The organism is Arcicella sp. BE140 (genome assembly GCF_031456255.1).
Taxonomy (GTDB): Bacteria; Bacteroidota; Bacteroidia; order Cytophagales; family Spirosomataceae; genus Arcicella; species Arcicella aquatica.
The window spans coordinates 56,109-74,654 of sequence record NZ_JAVDUE010000009.1 but is presented as its reverse complement, the minus strand read 5'-3'; the positions used below and the strand labels follow the sequence as shown (position 1 = coordinate 74,654).

The 18,546-nt window shown below is 36.2% G+C and carries 17 protein-coding genes and 1 tRNA gene; 2 read left to right on the top strand and 16 right to left on the bottom strand.

Annotated features, from left to right (window positions below; all coding sequences use genetic code 11):
- Positions 1–39: 39 nt before the first annotated feature.
- On the bottom strand, positions 40–489 hold the full coding sequence (locus J2Y60_RS13850; RefSeq protein ID WP_309918713.1) for a GNAT family N-acetyltransferase: 450 nt from the start codon (positions 487–489) through the stop codon (positions 40–42).
- A gap of 23 nt (positions 490–512) precedes the next feature.
- Positions 513–1,532, bottom strand: a complete 1,020-nt coding sequence (locus tag J2Y60_RS13845) for an RluA family pseudouridine synthase (RefSeq protein ID WP_309918709.1) — start codon at positions 1,530–1,532, stop codon at positions 513–515.
- Positions 1,533–1,571: 39 nt separating this feature from the next.
- On the opposite strand from J2Y60_RS13845, the gene J2Y60_RS13840 reads away from it, so the two are divergent.
- Positions 1,572–2,477, top strand: coding sequence for a pyridoxal-phosphate dependent enzyme (locus J2Y60_RS13840; RefSeq protein ID WP_309918706.1), 906 nt, complete (start codon positions 1,572–1,574; stop codon positions 2,475–2,477).
- Between the two features lie 48 nt (positions 2,478–2,525).
- On the opposite strand, the gene J2Y60_RS13835 is transcribed toward J2Y60_RS13840, so the two are convergent.
- From J2Y60_RS13835 to hisG, 14 genes are all read right to left on the bottom strand, one after another.
- Positions 2,526–3,395 (bottom strand): bestrophin family ion channel, encoded by an 870-nt coding sequence (locus J2Y60_RS13835; RefSeq protein WP_309918703.1) that lies wholly within the window; start codon positions 3,393–3,395, stop codon positions 2,526–2,528.
- A gap of 125 nt (positions 3,396–3,520) precedes the next feature.
- Positions 3,521–4,300, bottom strand: a complete 780-nt coding sequence (locus tag J2Y60_RS13830) for an alpha/beta hydrolase (protein WP_309918700.1) — start codon at positions 4,298–4,300, stop codon at positions 3,521–3,523.
- A gap of 227 nt (positions 4,301–4,527) precedes the next feature.
- Positions 4,528–6,414 carry a CocE/NonD family hydrolase gene (locus J2Y60_RS13825; protein ID WP_309918697.1) on the bottom strand — a complete coding sequence of 629 codons (1,887 nt, stop codon included), beginning with the start codon at positions 6,412–6,414 and terminating at the stop codon, positions 4,528–4,530.
- A gap of 85 nt (positions 6,415–6,499) precedes the next feature.
- Entirely contained in the window at positions 6,500–7,519 is a 1,020-nt protein-coding gene (locus J2Y60_RS13820; protein ID WP_309918694.1) for a histidine kinase, read from the bottom strand.
- Between the two features lie 315 nt (positions 7,520–7,834).
- Complete coding sequence (locus J2Y60_RS13815; protein ID WP_309918691.1) at positions 7,835–9,400, bottom strand: ATP-binding protein; 1,566 nt, start codon at positions 9,398–9,400, stop codon at positions 7,835–7,837.
- A gap of 39 nt (positions 9,401–9,439) precedes the next feature.
- A complete protein-coding gene (locus J2Y60_RS13810) occupies positions 9,440–10,456 on the bottom strand; it encodes a SpoIIE family protein phosphatase (RefSeq protein ID WP_309918688.1) in 1,017 nt (338 codons plus the stop codon).
- Positions 10,449–10,868, bottom strand: a complete 420-nt coding sequence (locus J2Y60_RS13805) for an anti-sigma regulatory factor (protein ID WP_309919122.1) — start codon at positions 10,866–10,868, stop codon at positions 10,449–10,451. Before J2Y60_RS13805 ends, J2Y60_RS13810 begins: the two co-directional genes overlap by 8 nt.
- Positions 10,843–11,250, bottom strand: coding sequence for an STAS domain-containing protein (locus tag J2Y60_RS13800; protein ID WP_309918685.1), 408 nt, complete (start codon positions 11,248–11,250; stop codon positions 10,843–10,845). Before J2Y60_RS13800 ends, J2Y60_RS13805 begins: the two co-directional genes overlap by 26 nt.
- Before the next feature lie 19 nt (positions 11,251–11,269).
- Positions 11,270–12,103 (bottom strand): STAS domain-containing protein, encoded by an 834-nt coding sequence (locus J2Y60_RS13795; RefSeq protein WP_309918683.1) that lies wholly within the window; start codon positions 12,101–12,103, stop codon positions 11,270–11,272.
- A gap of 346 nt (positions 12,104–12,449) precedes the next feature.
- Positions 12,450–12,523 (bottom strand) — tRNA-Ala (locus J2Y60_RS13790).
- A 62-nt stretch (positions 12,524–12,585) separates the two neighbouring features.
- On the bottom strand, positions 12,586–13,092 hold the full coding sequence (locus J2Y60_RS13785) for a hypothetical protein (RefSeq protein ID WP_309918680.1): 507 nt from the start codon (positions 13,090–13,092) through the stop codon (positions 12,586–12,588).
- 11 nt (positions 13,093–13,103) lie between these two features.
- Positions 13,104–14,159, bottom strand: coding sequence for a histidinol-phosphate transaminase (gene hisC / locus J2Y60_RS13780; protein WP_309918677.1), 1,056 nt, complete (start codon positions 14,157–14,159; stop codon positions 13,104–13,106).
- A 12-nt stretch (positions 14,160–14,171) separates the two neighbouring features.
- Positions 14,172–15,428, bottom strand: coding sequence for a histidinol dehydrogenase (gene hisD / locus J2Y60_RS13775; protein ID WP_309918673.1), 1,257 nt, complete (start codon positions 15,426–15,428; stop codon positions 14,172–14,174).
- A 5-nt stretch (positions 15,429–15,433) separates the two neighbouring features.
- Entirely contained in the window at positions 15,434–16,294 is an 861-nt protein-coding gene (gene hisG / locus J2Y60_RS13770; RefSeq protein ID WP_309918670.1) for an ATP phosphoribosyltransferase, read from the bottom strand.
- Between the two features lie 178 nt (positions 16,295–16,472).
- On the opposite strand from hisG, the gene J2Y60_RS13765 reads away from it, so the two are divergent.
- Positions 16,473–18,356 (top strand): CocE/NonD family hydrolase, encoded by a 1,884-nt coding sequence (locus tag J2Y60_RS13765; RefSeq protein WP_309918665.1) that lies wholly within the window; start codon positions 16,473–16,475, stop codon positions 18,354–18,356.
- Positions 18,357–18,546: the final 190 nt, after the last annotated feature.

Here is an 18,546-nt window from a genome sequence, read left to right as displayed (position 1 = left end):
TTATATCTAGCGTCTTGTGTCTTAAATCTTGCATCTTTTTTAAAAATCCAAATGAACATTAATCCATTCGCCGTCCATTTTTGTTCCAAATTTCTTGTAGAAATTAATAGCAGGTTCGTTCCAATCTAACACTTGCCACATTACACCAGTACAGGAATCGTCTTTAGCTTGTTGAATGGTGGCTTCTAATAATTGCTCGCCTAAACCTTTCCCTCTCATTTTTTCAGAAACGATTAAGTCCTCCAAATACAATCTTTTACCCTTCCAAGTAGAATATCGATAATAATACAAAGCTAGACCAACTACACTGCCTTCAACTTCCGCCACAATAGACCCAAAGATAGGGTTTTCACCAAAACCATCAAGGTACATTTGCTCAACGGTATTTGTTACTTGCTCTGGGGCTTTTTCATATAGTGCTAACTCCTTGATTAGCTCGAACATCACGGGTACATCTTCACGAATACCTTTTCTGATAATGACTGACATTGGAAATTGGTTAAATTAATTGTTTATTCATTAGTTACATAAGTCTCCCATTTCTGGATTACTTGTTGCATTTCTTCTGGTAATTCTGTGTCAAATTGTAAAAATTCACCCGTTTTCGGATGAATAAATCCTAGCGATTTTGCATGTAATGCCTGTCGAGGACACATTTTAAAACAATTCGCTACAAACTGTTCGTACTTAGAGAATACTGTTCCTCTCAATACCCTGTCTCCCCCATAGGTAGCATCATTAAACAATGGATGCCCAATATGCTTGAAATGTACTCGAATTTGGTGTGTTCTTCCAGTCTCTAAATTACATTGAACTACTGATACATACCTTAATTTCTTCAATACTTTATAATGTGTAGTAGCGTCTTTTCCCATTGACCCATCCGAGAAAACAGCCATTACTTTGCGGTCTTTCAAGCTTCTACCTACATGTCCTGTAATAGTTCCTTCATCAGCTTTAGGCTCACCCCATATCAAAGCATTATAGGTACGTTCGATACTATGGTCGTAAAACTGTTTTGCCAGATGCGTCATTGCTGTATCTGTTTTGGCGATTACCAATAAACCAGAGGTATCCTTATCAATACGGTGTACCAAGCCTGGACGTATTTCGCCATTACGGTGGGTAGGTAAATTTTGGAAATGGTAAATTAAGGCATTCACCAAAGTACCTTCCCAGTTGCCATGTGCAGGATGCACAACCATACCTGCTGGTTTGTTTACGACTAATAACTCCTCGTCTTCATAAACAATATCCAAAGGGATATTTTGTGGGATAATCTCTGTATTCCGAGGTGGTTCTGGTAATAAAACCGTGATAACATCTAAAGGCTTTACTTTATAATTGGCTTTTACTACAGCATCGTTTACTCTTACCGCAGCAGTCTCGATAGCATCTTGAATTTTATTACGAGAAGCATTCTGTAAGCGGGACATAAGGTACTTATCAATCCTTAATATACTTTGTCCTTTGTCAACCTCAAATCGGTGGTGTTGATATAATTCTTCTTCTTCGTCTTCTATTTCTTGCATATATTTGGCATTAAAAACCAAATTTAAACAAATACCGTCATGTTTCAATTACCCGCGTCTCCTTTAACGTTAATAAAGGATCCTATACTTGATTCATTTAAGGTAAAACTTTATTTAAAGAGAGATGATCTAATTCATCCAGAAGTAACGGGGAATAAGTGGAGGAAACTAAAATTTAATTTAATTGAGGCCAAATTACAAGGATTTGATCAACTATTAACCTTTGGCGGGGCTTATTCAAACCATATCTATGCTACAGCCGCCGCTGGTAAAGAGTTTGGTTTTAAAACTGTAGGTATCATTCGTGGAGACGAACTTACGCCTGATTCAAATGCTACGCTAAGGTTTGCTCATGATTGTGGTATGGAATTAATTTTTGTTACCCGACTCGACTATAATTTTAGGAATAGACTAACACGGCAGTATGGAGAGAAGTTTTATGTTTTACCAGAAGGAGGCACTAACGATTTGGCCATAAAAGGCGTTAATGAGATGGTTGATGAAATTTATGACATACTTAACCCCGATTATATTTGTAGTGCAGTAGGCACAGGTGGAACGATTGCAGGTATCATCAGTGGATTAAGAGGAAATACCAAAGCGATAGGCTTTGCTTCGCTAAAAGGCAAAGGTTTATTGAAAGGACAAATTGAAAAGCTTTTGCCTTTTGAAAAAGAGTTTGAATTGAATGAACAATACCATTTTGACGGCTATGCCAAAACCACTCCTGGATTGATTAGTTTCATCAAAGGCTTTGAAGAAAGGAATCCAAATATCATGCTTGAACAAGTATATACTGGCAAGATGATGTTTGGCATTTATGATTTAATCCAGAAAGGATACTTTTCTGAAAATGCTAATATTGTTGCTGTACATACAGGTGGCTTACAAGGTCGTTGTGAGGAATTGAAAGATAGCGCTATTAATCAAGCGAGCATAGTTTAATAGTAATCCCTAGCGAAATACTTAAGTCCCTCGCTAGGGATTACTAGGTTAATTTAATATCTCACCCACATGTTTCTGGATATTCTTAGACATCGTCGTTAACGGCAAATCGTTATCATCTACTCCAAAAGGATTTTCAATTTCTTCTGCAATCAATTCTAAACTAGCCAATACATAAAACACAAAAACAACGATTGGCACCGCAATATAACCCAAGCTAAAGACATAGCCAAAAGGCAACGACATAACATAAAAGAAGATAAATTTCTTGATAAAAACTGAATATGAGAACGGAATCGGCGTACTCTTGATACGCTCGCAAGCACCACATATATCTGTAAACGTTCGGAACTCTTCGTTTAAAAATAAAAGTTGAGTTCCACTTATTACTTTCTGGTTATAAAGTTCATTCAGACGTACAAACATCAATTTGGCAATATGATTGGGTTTATGTAAATCGTGATGAAGTGATATCTTAGAAGTAAATACTTCGCTATCTTTCTGATGCCCTCTGAGGTGTCTTTTCAAAGCAAAAGCATATTCCACAATATGCTCTTTGAAGAATGTTTTGTTAGCAATATCATCCAGAGGCAAAACAGCATTGATTTTCATGGCTAGATTTCTAGAAGTATTCGTTAAGTTTCCCCACATTCGCCTTCCTTCCCACCAGCGTTCATAAGCAGTATTGGTTCTGAAAACTAGTAAAAGGGAAATCACAAAGCCTAGCATTCCATGTAAAATAGTAATATTTTTGATATGGCTATTTTCACTCAATTTAAAAACTTCTATTTCTAAAAAAGCAATCAAGGCTACATAAATCGACAAACTAATCATCATAGGTGTTAGCTGACGCACAGTATCGCTTTTATGAATTCTAAAAATGAATGTAAACCATTCTTTGGGGTTATAATTAATCATGTTTGTTGTGATAGGTTTGGTGGATGAAGTAACAAAGACTTATTGGCAAATATACAAAAAGACCTCTGCTTATGATACAGAGGTCTTTTGTTAATGAGTTGTTTGTGGAAGAGATTTGTAAATAATCACTCTAAAAACTTCAAAATATAATCATTGATTTCTTTTCGTTGTGCTGTATTTGCATTATTGTCCATATCATTATGGATGGTATTTTTCAAATTGATGATTGTGACACCATATTTCACCTGCTCTTCGGGCGTAGGTAAAACACCTTCGTCTGCCACTTGGTCGCTTGAACGAAGCGTATATAATTTTGGATGATTTGCCCTAGGGAAAGGCATTCTTCTATTATCTAATGAAATTACTTTCTCTACTAAATTTGGGTATTTGTGTGCAAACAGCATCGACATATCTCCTCCATTTGAATGACCAATAAGTATGATATGTTTAAAATCTAAATCTGGGTTTGTCTTTTTTAATTCATTAATTACAAAACGAATATTTTCAGCCCCTCTCTCCCAAAATGGTCTTCTTACAAGTTGTGGAATGCCAGTGCTTGGAATTAAATCATCTGTTGGTAATTCATGCTGAATACTAGCAACAAAGTAGCCTTCTGAAGCTAACTTTTCAGTAATATACGAATAAGCTTTGTTAGACCCTCTTCTATTTTGGTAATAACCATGACTAAAGATTACGACTTTTTGATGTGTGATTTTTTGATCAGATTTAGGAATATACAAAGCCACTGGTACTGAACGTTTTCTTGATACATCAACTAAATTCAGACTATCTTCAACAACATTAAATGTTGGTTTTAAAGCAGAAGAAGGCTTTGATATTTTATGAGTTGAGCAACTGGATAATAAGAAGAAAAAAAATAGGTAGCTGTATAGTTTTCGGTACATGGGTTTGAGTAAAATTAAATAAAGTGTATAACAAAGGTACAAAAGCAATATTGTTTTATCAGGTACAAACTATCTTGATAATAAAAAAAAATTACTTGTTATGAACGCTAAAGGTATTTCTAAAATTAAATAATAAAACAAAAGCGGTTGCCTCCTAAGAAACAACCGCTTTGCTTTTTCTTTATTCTTAAAAGTCTTTACTCCTAAAGTCTCCAGTCTCTAAAAGTCTATTTCAATACCTCTACCGAAATTTTACTATTGCCATATACGCGATGTGTAGCTTTTTGGAAATCGCTTTCTTTGGCTTTATAAATATTATCTACATATTTCTGAGGATTAATATCAAACAAAGGGAAGGCTGTCGACTGCACCTGAATCATAATTTTATGTCCTTTTTTGAAAGTATGTAATACATCTTGCAAACGGAAATTAACATCAGTGATTTTATTTGCTACCAAAGGTTCTGGTTTGCTAAATGAATTCCTAAAACGTGAACGCATGATTTCACTTCTTACCATTTGCTGATAACCTCCCAAAGTAATATGTTTCGGCGTATATGGGCTATTAGGTTCGTCTCCAGGATATACGTCTACTAATTTTACAAACCAATCAGCATCCGTACCTGTTGTTGAAATTTTAAGATTAGCCATCATCTCACCGCCTAAAGTAATATCTTCCGTTAAAACATCTGTTTCAAATGTCAATACATCCGTTCTGCGTCCTGCAAAACGTTGGTCTTCGCTCATGTAATTTCTTGGACTAAATCCTAAAATTTGGTTAGGGTCTTCTGTATAAGGTACAGGCTTTGAAGGGTCAGAGATAAACTCTGCAAATCCTTTAGCCTCCGTACCTGTGGTAATTTTACCATTAGGGCTCAAGTAAAAATCTATTTTTTGAGCGTTCTTAACAGGGTATTCTGCAAACTCTCTCCACTCCTTTTTACCTGTATCAAATAGTGTTGCTTCGGCTAACCCCGCTTTGCCATCGCCAGCATCTTTCAAAAAATGCTTGAAAAATTTAAGTTCAATATTTCGCTGATAGTATGTTGAGATACTGTCTCCAAAATAAACATTCGAGTGAAAATGGTGACCACGTTCACGAGCCCAATCGCCATGACCGAATGGCCCCATCACGATAGAATTGTAAATATTGGGATTGTTTTTCTCAACGGTTTTATAAACTGTTAATGGTCCATACAAATCCTCGGCATCAAACCAACCTCCTACTACCATGATAGCAGGAGGATTTTTGATATTTTTCAAATGTGGCACTATACTTCTTTTCTGCCAGAATTCATCGTAATTAGGGTGTTCTACGTGTTCCTGCCAAAAGAAATTATTAGTATAGTTTTCTCCAAGATTTTTGAGTGGAGACATTGTTTTGTACCATTCAAAACCATCAAATGTTTTTATCTTCGGAAACTGCTCATCATACCAAGATTTATCTGTTGGTTTAGGATGTTGCAAACCAAAAACTGGGAAAGTCAAACCATAGCCTATCGTGAATGCTCCATTGTGATGGAAATCATCAAAAAAGAAATCAGATACAGGTGCTTGCGGAGAAGATGCTTTTAAGGCAGGATGCCCACATAAAGCCCCAGCAATGGTATAAAAACCGGGATATGAAATACCATACTGCCCTACCTTTCCATTATTACCGGGTAAGTTTTTCACGAGCCAGTCTATTGTGTCATAAGTGTCTGAGGCTTCATCAATATCTTTCTTTGTGTTCTTGTTAGGGATATGGGGTGTCATATTAGTCCAGTTCCCCTCAGACATCCAGCGACCACGAACATCTTGATTAACGAAAATGAATTTTTCACGCATCAGATACTTTGAATAAGACAAAACTGATGGATAGTCATTTTTTCCGTATGGAGCCACCGAATAACAAGTGCGTGCTAATAAGATAGGATATTGATTATTTGAAGAAGCATCTTTGGGAGTATAGACATTTGTAAAAAGCTTTACACCATCTCTCATTTCTATTTCGTACTGAGTTTTGACATAGTTTTCACGAACGAAAATAGAATCCAATTGGGCAACTGTCAATTTCTGTGCCTGAATAAAGAACGAAAGGCTACAAAATGATAGTAACAATAGTAGTTTTTTCATATTTGTTGTAAAATTTGTTGAGTATGATGCAATTTAAGTGCTTCTTGAGTGAAAATAAAATATTTAACCTTAGTTCATTGTACGGTTAAGACAAATTAGTTTTTGACATTGGAATTAAAATCGTTGAAACTACATTTCCATTTACCTCTTCAATATGTAATGAGCCTTCACCTCCATATTGTAACTCTAATCGTTTTTTCAGATTGGTCAGTCCAATACCACCATCAGTTCGTTTGGTTTCATTCGCTATAAAACTTCCTGTATTACTTACTTTTATCAGTAACCTATCGTTTTCTTCATAAATTTGAATAGTAATTTCTCCTCCATTTTTATTTTTTGCAATACCATGTTTGATAGCATTTTCGATAAGTGTACTTAATGAAATAGGAATAATCATCTTATGGGTTAACTTATCATCCACCTCTAAGTGATACTTCAGCCTTTTATCAAACCTTATTTTTTCTAAAAATAAATAGGCTTTAGTTAGCTTTATTTCCTCGTCAACCCTTACCAATTGCGAGCTTCCAATATTAAGGGATAAACGTAATAAATCTGAAAGTTGGTCTACTGCTTCTCGAGCTTCTTGATGGTCTATCACCATTAACGCTTTGATGCTATTTAAAGCATTAAAAAAAAAATGAGGGTGTAGTTGGGTTTTCAAAGCCTCTAATTCCGATTTTATTAACATTTTTTCCATCGAAATCATCTTCTCACTCATGGTTTGTTTCACTGTTACATACCGAAGGATATGAAAGAAAAAAAACCAAGGCGTTGTCACCCAAATATCATCAACGAATAAACTAAAATAATCACCAAAGTTTTTATATTCATTTTTCATCACATCAGCTGATGTGAACTGAACATCTAAAATAAAAAACAAGAAACCTATAATGATATTGCCTATTAAAGGAAACAATAGAAAAGTTTGTACAGGAGCTTCATCTACTTGGTATTTATCAACAATTAGTTTGTAAGTGTGTGTGGTAAAAAGACCATACACAAATACCGAGATGAAATATTCAAATGAAAGGGTAAAGCTAGCTTCCTCTAAAATGGTGTATTTCAAAGCCATCATGGCAATGAGTAACCAACTTGAGATTTGCATTAGCCAATATATTTTTCTAAGATTCATATATTAATAATAGCGCGAATGATTTGTAATCAAACATAATAGGTGGACTATGCTTACTATTAAAGTATATTTTGACTCTAATCAAAGACAAACACTACGATAAAACTTTACTGATTTTCAATCACTTGTCTTGATTGCAATAATAATACAAATCCTTTTCATTAAAATTGTTAAACAATTAAAACAAAAATGAGCATTTTTTTTGAGTAGCACAATAAAATTAATAAAAAACCGTTGCATAGAAATTATACAACGGCTTCGTTTAAAGAGTTATGCTAGTATGCTTTTCTATGCTGCTGCGTATGGTAGGTATACAATTACATCAGTACCACCATTACTATTACTGTCAATTTTAATTTTTCCACCATGATTTTCAACAATTTTTTTGCATAATGCGAGCCCAATACCTGTGCCTGGATATGCACTTTGTGGATGCAACCTTTTGAAAATAGTAAAAAGTTTATCTACATGATGTGGCTCGATACCGATTCCATTATCATTTACGACAATTTTATTCAAAGCTATTCCATTGTCATTGATAACTTCATGTGATATATGTATTACTGGTGTTTCTTCTGAGAATTTCAGTGAATTACTGATTAAGTTGTAAAAGAGTTGCCCCAATTGCACAGGGTTACCAAGCACCGACGGCATAGCTTCAACAGTTAATACTGCTTTTTTTTCACTTAATAAAAACTCAAAATCATTAATTACATCGGAGAGTACCGAATTTAGGTCAGTAAATTCAAATGTCTCGGATGTTGCTGCAAGTCTGGAATAACTTAAAACATCAATGATTAATTGAGACATTCTCTCTGCTGAAGCATTGATTTTGGAATAGTACAGATTTTGCTTATCAATATCCGAACGATTATGCTGGGCAAGTGAAATAAAATTCCTAATTTTTCGGAGTGGCTCTTGCAAATCATGACTTGCGATATAGGCAAATTGTTCTAGTTCCTTATTTTTTTTCTGAAGTTCGTCATTAGATTGCCTCAGTTTTTCCTTAGCTTCCTTTAATTCATTATTATCTTTCAGGGTTTCTTCAACAAGCTTTTGGGCATGAATATTTACCATGCTGATAATCCATCCTGCTGTACTCTCATCATTATGTGGTACTAGTGAAATCTGGTACCATATTGGTTCTTTTGTAGAGATGACACGCGCTTGAACAGTTTGTACAGTTTGCTTTTTCTTCGCACTGTTCCATGCTTTAATAACCTGTTCTGTATCCTCAGTGTGTATTATCTGATGTATAGTAGCGGCCGAAAACTCTTTAAAGTTACTCCCTAAAATATTTTCAGCGTTTTTATTGGCGACAAAGACTTTCTCTGATTTTGATACGGAAAAAACAATAAATGGCAAGGTATCTGTTAGCTGTCTATAATCATTTTCGCTTTCGCTAAGCCTATCTGCCAACTCAATTAACTGTATGTTTTTTTTCCGTATTTCATCATAAGGTGATATAGGAGGTTCTTGTCTAAAATAGTCTACAAAAGAATTGACCCACTTTTCAGACAAAAGTCCAGAATAGGGTACTTTAGCCCTCAACGTAATGGTATAAATATCATCTTCACAATGTGCAGTAACATCCTTCAATACCTTTTTGGCATAAAAAAAAGCTTCTGGGTTACATCCTGCTAGATCTACCTTGTCATATAATACCGCTACAATTTCTTTTTTTCCTCCATTTAATGAGTCTATTCCTAAAATAAGATATGACTCCTGTCCGCTAGTAATGGCACATCGGGCAATCTCCGATACCGCAGTAGCAAAACGTGTTTGAGAGGAAGCCAAAAGGCTACACAATTCAGCTAGCTTTATACTACGTTTGTGAGCCAATATCAGGTCCATTTCGTTATCTAAGCTAATGCGAATAATCTCTTTCATATCTTATATATTTACTTTGGCAACTAATACAGACATATCATCTGTGCCACGAGCATGATCTTTATATAATGCTCCAGCTATAATTTCTGGAGGATGCTTTAAAATCCCTGGCAAACTGTTCAGGCTCCATCGCCCCCTCAAGCCATCAGAATGCATAATAAGGGTTTGGTATTTATTTAATTCAACAACAGAATCGGTTAAGGTACGCGGAATATTAAGACCTACAATGCCGTTATAAGGCGTGTAGTTTTTTCCTTCTAAACCATTATATATAGACGTGGCTATGTTACCAACGCCACATAGAAACCATTTTTGTGCCTTAAAATCAAGATGAGCAATTGTAGCCACCAGTCCTCTGGTTTTTTTCACCTCTTGGTGAATATATTGCAGGGTAGCAACAGGACTTTTTTCACGACAAGCTTTAAAGGCATTAATCGCTGTACTTACTGCTTCAAGGGCATGATTGCCATGACCCAGCCCATCCCCTAAAAAGAAAAAAACTCCGTCATTTACATGTTTAACAGAATATCCATCACCACAATTGGTTTCGCCAGGCATATTTACCTTCACTCCACCCAACTTAATATTATCTTCCTTAACAAACGTACTTTGAGGATTTTTATACACTTTACAATAGATAATAGTACCCCAGTCTCTTAGTGTATAAACCGATGATTCAGAGCTTAAACGTTCAATAGCACCTAAGCCTTGACCAAGCGTTTGTGAGGTAGAGGCTCCATCCTTCATCATTTGTACAAGGTTACTGATGCCTCGCCCTTTGTCTAAGCAGTAAAGCTCAAAGAAATCCCCTTTAATATCAGTACTTGTGCGATATAAAAATTCGCCTTCCCCTACAAACTTTACAAGATTTGAAGAAAGTTCAGAAACGATTATATCGATTTCTCCCGTTTTCTGCTGGCTAAAGCCTGTAGCAACGCAAAGGTTATGTATTTCACGTTTTACAAATGACACATAGCTTTTATCCTCCACCTTATAACTGTAAAACGCATTATCATCCATTCTTCCATTTAATTATTGTAACCGTTGTCCCTTGCCCTATCGCGGATTGTATATTAAATTCATTAACTAGCCTTTTTGTTCCTGGAAGGCCTAACCCAAGACTTTTACCACTGCTGTAACCATCTCGCATCGCCAAATCAATATCAGCTATACCAGGGCCTTTGTCGCTAAAGACTAAACGAATACCATTTTCTCGACCGTTATTAACAGATTCAATACTTACCATACCACCGCCACCATATTTCAAGAGATTACGTGCAAGTTCGCTTGCAGCAGTTATCAGCTTAGTTTGGTTTAAAATGCCCATACCAATCTTCACTGCCGCATCTTTTACCTTATTGCGAAAAGGTATTACATCCTGCTCTCGGACAACAACAAATTCTTCTCTATTCTGTATCGTCGTAGTAGTCATCATCATCATCGCTTTGGGTGTCACTTAATTCTATCTTAGAACGCAATAGGTCCATTCCTTTTTCTACATTAAGTGCCGTTGATACCCCCGTTAAGGTTAATCCTAATTCAACCAAAGTAATAGCTACCGCAGGCTGCATCCCCACGATAACTGATTCTGCTCCCATAATTTTAGACATCATACCGATATTTCCTAATATTCTCCCCATGAAGGAGTCTATAATAGAAACTGAAGAAATATCTATTAATACGCCTTTTGATTCGTATTTTTTAACGGAATTCACAAGGTCTGTCTCCAGATTTTCTGCCAATTGGTCATACAAGTCTACCTGTATGGTTACTAGCAAAAAATCACCCATTTTTAAAATAGGAATTCTCTCCATAATGTTTACACTAAGCTAATTATTTCTTTTTGATAACTTGAATTTGCAGCATATTGAACGCTGTTTTTAGCGCACTGGCAAGGGTTGATTTGGTAATAATTCCAGAAAGGTCTATTCCTAAGTGTACTACTATTTGGGCAATCTCAGGTCTAATGCCACTAATGATACATTCCGCCCCTAAAAGACGTGTAGCACTAACAGTTTTTATAAGGTGTTGTGCCACAAGAGTATCTACTGCTGGAACTCCAGAAATATCTAAAATAGCTATCGTACTGCCTGTTTCTACAATTTGTTGTAAAAGACTTTCCATTACAACTTGTGTTCTTGCGCTATCAAGCGTTCCGATAATTGGTAGGGCAACAATTCCGTCCCAAACCTTGATAACAGGCGTAGAAATCTCCGTTATTTCATCAGTTTGTCTTGATATTATATCTTCACGGCCTTTTATAAAGCTTTCAAAAGTTAACATACTCATGTTATCAACAATCTTACTAATTTTAAGGCTGTCAGCGTAAAGCGTTGCAGCATCTGCAATATTGTCGTAGAGTACTTCTAAGAGAGCTTCTTTAAAGGTAAAAAGGTAAAAGCCCGTTTCTCTAGAGGTGTAACCTTGCTTAGCGCGAGAAACAGAGATGCCCATAAGCACTTCGTTTACCTTATCAAACCCGATGGCATTTTTATTCTCAAGTGTGGTAGTATTCAATACACTCAGGAATGAGTCTACAAGTTCTTTAGAATCTTTAAGCTGATTATCTACATTAAAATATCCTTCTTCCTCTTTTTGCTTTGCTACCCATATATTTATGATAGCGTCCCTGTTATTCTTTAAAATTTCGATTGTTGGTTTGTCCATTATGCTTTTGCTAATTATAAAAAGGGTTACTACAAATAAAAAATTTGTACGTCGAAATACACTAAGGTTAACTTTTTAAAATTTGGTTAGGCTTAATGACTGCGTATTATGCAATATCATCGAAAATGAAAAATGTTGTAATTGATAACCATAACAGCTTATCAATATAATAATGATGGGCTAAACTATGATGTTTTAAAGAAACGATTTAAGACATATTTAATTGTCACAAAATGATAATCTACAGATTATTCAAAAAACTTTGTCCTAATAAAAGACTTAAAGATATTAAATTTAGACATAAAATAACGCCATTGGCTTCCAATGGCGTTATTGGTCTTTTAAGTGGAGAGTATGGGATTCGAACCCATGACCTCTACGCTGCCAGCGTAGCGCTCTAGCCAACTGAGCTAACCCCCCAAAAGAATACTTTGCAAAAGTATCCAATAAGAATTTAGTATACAAAGAGATAAGCAACTTTATTAGAAATTGTATCTTATGCCAAAACCTCCTTGCGGATGTGTGTAAAAGAATGCAGGAACGAGTTCTATATAAAGTCCTAATTCACCAAACATCGTTAGAGGAGAGTCTGGAATCCCATACTCTATGCCTGCTTCTCCAACGCCTCCAATGCCTGTATTAGGTACTTGCTTATTATCCAAGGTATACGAGCGTGACGTGATTTGTCCACCAAAACCGTAATAACTTTTCAGACCAGTATTACCCAGTTGCTGATGCCAAAGATAAAGCCCACTGAATGATACACCTGCTCCATCAAAAGCACCATCTCTGTACGGGCTTCTTAGTCCCCAAAGTGCACCATACACACCTGCGTTCAATTCTATTGCATTTCTATCATTATTTAAATAATGACGCACTGTTAAACCTGAGGGGTCTCCTAGCTTTCCACCTATTGCCCACGTTTTGTATTGTGAGAAGCCTGTGAAACTTACTAAAATCAATAAAAAGGCTAAAGCATGTTTTTTCATAAGAAATAAGTTTATGATTTATAAGCTTTTAAAAGACCCATCAAATGAGCATTCTCGTCGGTGGTACCTACTGAAATTCTTAAAGAATTATCACATAATTTCACTTTTGAACGGTCGCGGACAATCGTCTTTTGCTCAATTAAGTAATCAAATACAGCCTTCGCATCTTGGAATTTCACTAATAAGAAATTGGCATCAGATGGAAAAATCTTTTCGACAATGGGCAGCTCAGCTAATGAATCTGCTAATAGCTTACGGTTATGATTCAGCGTATTAACGGAATTTGTTACAAAATCAGTATTAGCAATATTCTCTATTAATAATTTTTGTGTAAGTCCATTAATATTATAAGGATACTTTATCTTGTTCAAGAGCTTTATTAACTCTTCATTTGCGAAAGCCATCCCTAAACGCAAAGATGCCAGTCCCCATGCTTTCGAGAAAGTCTGGAGCACCATTACATTCGGGAAACTATCTAATTCTGGAATAAAAGAAGGCTCGTCAGCAAAATCATTATAGGCCTCGTCTATGATTACTAAGCCGTGCTCGAAATTATCAATAATTGTTAAAATAGCTTCACGATTGATGATATTACCCGTCGGGTTATTCGGTGAACAAATAAAGATTAATTTCGTCTTTGGATTAATAGCTTCAATAATAGCATCAACATCCAATTGATAATCCTCTGTCAAATCAATCTTTTGAATCTGAACATTGTTCACAGAAGCACTCACTTCATACATCCCATAAGTTGGTGGCAGTATGATGATGTTATCTTCTTTTGGCTCGCAAGTCAGTCTAATAATCAAATCAATCGGTTCATCAGAACCATTTCCAAGGAATATTTGCGAAGGACGACAGCCTTTGATGGGTGCTAATTTTTCTTTAATAGCAGACTGATAAGGGTCTGGGTATCTGTTCCAATTTTCGGGCGTAGCCGAACCTATTGGGTTTTCGTTGGCATCTAAAAAAATCCCTTCTTTACCTGTATATTCATCACGCGCAGAAGAGTAAGGAGCAAGACTAAGAATATGTTTACGAACGATACTTTGTAAGTTAAATGTCATAGTTTAAATAATTTACATTCTAATTTTTACTGCATTGGCATGAGCATCCAAGGATTCTGCCTCAGCCATTTCAATAATTGTTTTTCCGAGGTTTTTAATGCCTGCCTGAGTAATATGCTGTACCGTGATTTTCTTCACGAAGCTATCCAGACTTACGCCTGAATACGCTTTCGCATAACCGTTGGTCGGCAAGGTATGGTTTGTGCCAGAAGCATAGTCTCCAGCAGATTCGGGCGTATAATTTCCTAAGAAAATAGACCCCGCTTGATAGATACTCTCTGATACTTCTTCGGCATTGGCTACCGATAAAATTAAGTGTTCGGCAGCATATTCATTCAACAATGAGAGGGCAATCTCTTGGTTTTCTACCAAAATAGCTTGACTGTTTTCTAGGGCTTTCGAAGCAAATTCTGCTCTTGGTAATACTGCTAACTGTTTTGTTAACTCGTTATTTACTTCGTTAATGATATTTTCAGAGGTTGAAACCAACAATACCTGTGAATCTATCCCATGTTCTGCTTGCGATAGTAAATCTGCCGCTACAAACGCTGGATTAGCCGTATCATCAGCATATACCGCTACTTCTGATGGTCCAGCAGGCATGTCTATAGCAATACCTTCTTTGTTCACCAACATTTTGGCAGCAGTGACATATTGATTACCCGGACCAAATATTTTATACACTTTTGGGACTGACTCTGTTCCGTAGGCCATGGCAGCAATGGCTTGCGCCCCTCCTATTCTATAAATTTTAGTAATGCCACAAAGCGAGGCAGCATATAAAATAGCTGGGTGGTTGGATGGTGTACATAATACCACTTCTCTACATCCTGCAATCTGTGCAGGAATACCCAACATTAGTACTGTTGAAAACAATGGGGCTGTGCCACCAGGAATATATACCCCAACTTTATCTATGCCTACTGTTTTTCGCCAACAAGTAACGCCCTCCATCGTTTCAATCTTTTCAGGAGCCGTTTTTTGTGCCTCATGAAATTTATGAATATTACGATAAGCCTGATGGATGGCTTGCTTTAAATCGTCGGAAAGTAAATCAGCAGCCTTTCCAATTTCCACTGAAGGCATTTCTATAGATGTTAGATTTACTTTATCGAAATTCAAAGCAAAATCACGAAGGGCAATGTCACCTTCGGTTTTTACTCTATACAAAATGGGAGCTACTCGCTGCTCAATCACAGCAATATCCTGTGTTGGACGCGTAAGTAAGGCTTGATAATCAGACTCTTTGGGATATTTTATAATTTTCATGGAAACTAATAAATCATTTTTTCAATCGGCATCACTAAAATACCTTCTGCACCTGCTTCACGGAGTTTTTCGATATTTTGCCAAAAGTCATTTTCGTTAATTACTGAACTCATTGCCGACCAACCTGCTTGTGCCAATGGAATAATAGATGGCGACTGCATACCGGGTAATAATTTACTGATAGCTTCTATATTCTCATTTTTAGTGTTCAACACAACATACTTATTATTCTTTGCTCTTTGAACAGCGTCAATTCTAAATAATATCTGATTAAGGATGTCTTGTTTTTCTGCTGAAAGTGTCGGACAACCAATCATGATTGCTTCTGAACGGAATATTACTTCTACTTCTTTCAATCCATTGCTCAACAATGTACCTCCAGATGAAACAATATCACAAACTGCATGTGCTAAACCAATACTTGGAGCAATTTCTACAGACCCTGAAATCTCATGTATATGTGACGTAACACCATGTTCTTTGAGATAACCTCCTAAAATGATTGGATAGGACGTTGCAATGTCTTTCCCTTCTAAATCCTCAATGCCTTGGTATTCATCTCCACGCGGAATAGCAATTGATAAACGGCATTTAGAAAAACCTAATAGTTTTACTTCCGATACATTCTTATTGCTCTCTACATGAACGTTTTGTCCGACAATACCGATATCAGCAACGCCATCTTCCACATAGCCGGGAATATCGTCGTCACGAAGAAACAAAAATTCTGCTGGGAAGTTTGAAGAAGTTGCTTTTAACTTTCCTGCTCCATTATCAAACTTGATTCCGCATTCTTTGAAAAGATTGAGGGAATCCTCACTTAAGCGTCCAGATTTCTGAACGGCAATTCTTAAATTTTGAGTCACTTGTCAGTTATTTATAGTCCACAATGCTAACTTTTCCTAAAACTTAATAATACTGATTGTTTTTGATTTAGGTAAATTGTTAACGGACTGCAAAATTACGGAATCCAGTTTAGCTTTTGACGGCTTTTCTGTAAATTGTCAATAAATCATTCATATTTCTTACTCAACAAGTCTAATAATGAAAAAACTTATCTTGTGGCTATTGCTAATTCCTGCTTTTAGCTACGCCCAAAAATCAGATTCTCCATACCCCTTTACCGTTGCTCAAGACAGTGCCTATATCCGTGAAAATTATCAAAAAATGGAATTTATGGTTCAAATGCGTGATGGAATCAAACTTTTTACCCAAGTATATGCACCAAAAGACCAAAGTAAAAAGTATCCAATTTTGATGCAGAGAACTCCCTATACTTGCTCGCCCTATGGTACTGATAAATACAAAAAAAGAATTGGTCCAAATCCGTTTATGCTAAGAAGTAATTACATCGTTGTTTATCAAGATGTAAGAGGGCGGTGGGCTTCGGAAGGCAAATTCGTAGAAATGACCCCTCAAGTTGATATAAAGAAAGGTAAAACAGACATCGACGAGTCGTCTGATACTTATGATACCATAGAATGGCTTATCAAAAATATCAGTAATAATAATGGCAAAGTAGGGCAATGGGGTATTTCTTATCCGGGCTTTTTCACTTCTGCGGGTGCTATTTCAGAACATCCAGCCCTCAAGGCGTCTTCTCCACAAGCCCCTATGGCTGACCTTTGGCGTGATGATGCTTTCCATAACGGAGCATTTATGATAGCGGCAAATTTTGGTTTTTATAATTTCTTTCAAGAGCAAACTAAACCTACTACTACTCGCCCACCTGTATATTTTGAAACGAACAATCCTGATGGATATGATTTTTATCTGAATGAGGTAAAAACGACCAAAAATTCAGAAGATGGTTTCTATAAAGGACGCAATGTATATTACCATGAAAATTTTGAACACCCTGACTATGATGAGCATTGGAAAAAAAGAAATATCCTACCACATCTAAAAGGTATCAAACACGCCGTGATGGTAGTAGGTGGCTGGTACGACGAACAAGATTTATACGGTACTTTCAATACTTATAAGGCTATTGAAAAGCAAAACCCAAACATCAAAAATATTTTTGTGGTAGGTCCTTGGGTACATGGTGGTTGGGCTGGTTCATCTGGACAAATGCTAGCCGATGTAGATTTTGGTTCGAAGGTATCGCCTTATTACCAAGAAAACATTGAGGCAAAGTTCTTTCATCATTATTTGATTGATGATGCTAAACCACTTGATTTACCAGAGGCTACTCTTTTTGAAACGGGTACTAACAAATGGCGTTCGTTTGATACCTATCCTGCTAAAGGGACACAAGAGAAACTGTTGTATTTCCATCCTAATGGCAAATTATCATTTACTGCTCCAACTGTAGAAAAATCATCGTCGACTTATCTTTCAGACCCCAATCACCCCGTACCTTTTTCGGCTAATATAAATGATGGTTTTTCTGCTAGTTATATGGTGGAAGACCAACGTTTTGCGTATGCTCGACCAGACGTTCTATCATTTTCTACCAATGTATTAGAAAAAGACATTACACTTTCTGGACAAATTGAGGCGATGCTTAAAGTATCTACTACGGGTACTGATGCCGACTGGGTCGTAAAAGTAATTGATGTGTACCCAACAGATGCACCAGAAAATCCGAAAAAACCTAATGTAGTCTATGGAAACTACCAGCAGTTAGTGCGTTCTGAAATTATTAGAGGGAAATATCGTGATAATGTTTCGAAACCGAAGCCTTTTGTTCCTAATCAAGTAACTAATGTAAAGGTAGAGTTACAGGATGTATTACATACTTTTAAAAAGGGGCACAAAATAATGGTGCAAATCCAAAGTTCATGCTTTCCTTGGGCTGATAGAAACCCTCAGAAATTCATGGATATTTTTAAAGCTGAACCGAGTGACTACCAAAATGCTACACAAAAGGTATATCACCAGAAAGCGGCGGCTAGTTATTTAAAGGTGGGAGTATTGGAGTAAATAAAAATATTATCTAAGTGTAAATACTTACATAAAAAATCCGTAGTATTGAGAAATGCTACGGATTTTTTATTGAAATAGCTTGAAAACAAAAAAAGCAGACTTACAAAGACTGCTTTTTTGAATTACACTTCATCAACAAACTAAAAACCAAATAAAACTACTTGATATCTTGTAGTCAATCTGATAA